The organism is Chlorogloeopsis fritschii PCC 6912 (assembly GCF_000317285.1).
In the GTDB taxonomy this organism is placed as follows: domain Bacteria; phylum Cyanobacteriota; class Cyanobacteriia; order Cyanobacteriales; family Nostocaceae; genus Chlorogloeopsis; species Chlorogloeopsis fritschii.
In genome coordinates this window covers 1-302 of record NZ_AJLN01000012.1, presented here as the reverse complement: position 1 = coordinate 302, position 302 = coordinate 1, and the positions used below count along the sequence as shown (strand labels likewise).

Below are 302 nucleotides of genomic sequence, written 5' to 3'. Positions count from 1 at the left end.
AGCAACAGAAGTAGAAAGAGGAGCCAAGCCACGAGCGCGGGCAGCATGGGCAAGTTGTTTACCCATACCAACCTCAGCCCACAAACCCCAATTCATACTCACAGTCGGCAAACCTTGAGCCTGACGCCACTGAGCAAAACTATCCAAATAGCAATTAGCAGCAGCATAATCACCCTGTCCAACATTTCCCGTGATTGCCGCCACAGAAGAAAACAACACCATCAAAGGAGGCGATTGTTGCTGGTTAAGGCTAAGACTGTGCAAAAACCAACTGCCATAAACCTTCGCTTGTAAAACCTCAC

Annotated in this window: 1 protein-coding gene; it reads right to left on the bottom strand. The window is 48.7% G+C overall.

The genetic code is table 11. From position 1 onward, the window contains the following. Positions 1 to 302 (bottom strand): ketoreductase domain-containing protein (locus UYC_RS35125; protein WP_039752232.1); only part of this gene is annotated, 302 nt, incomplete at both ends.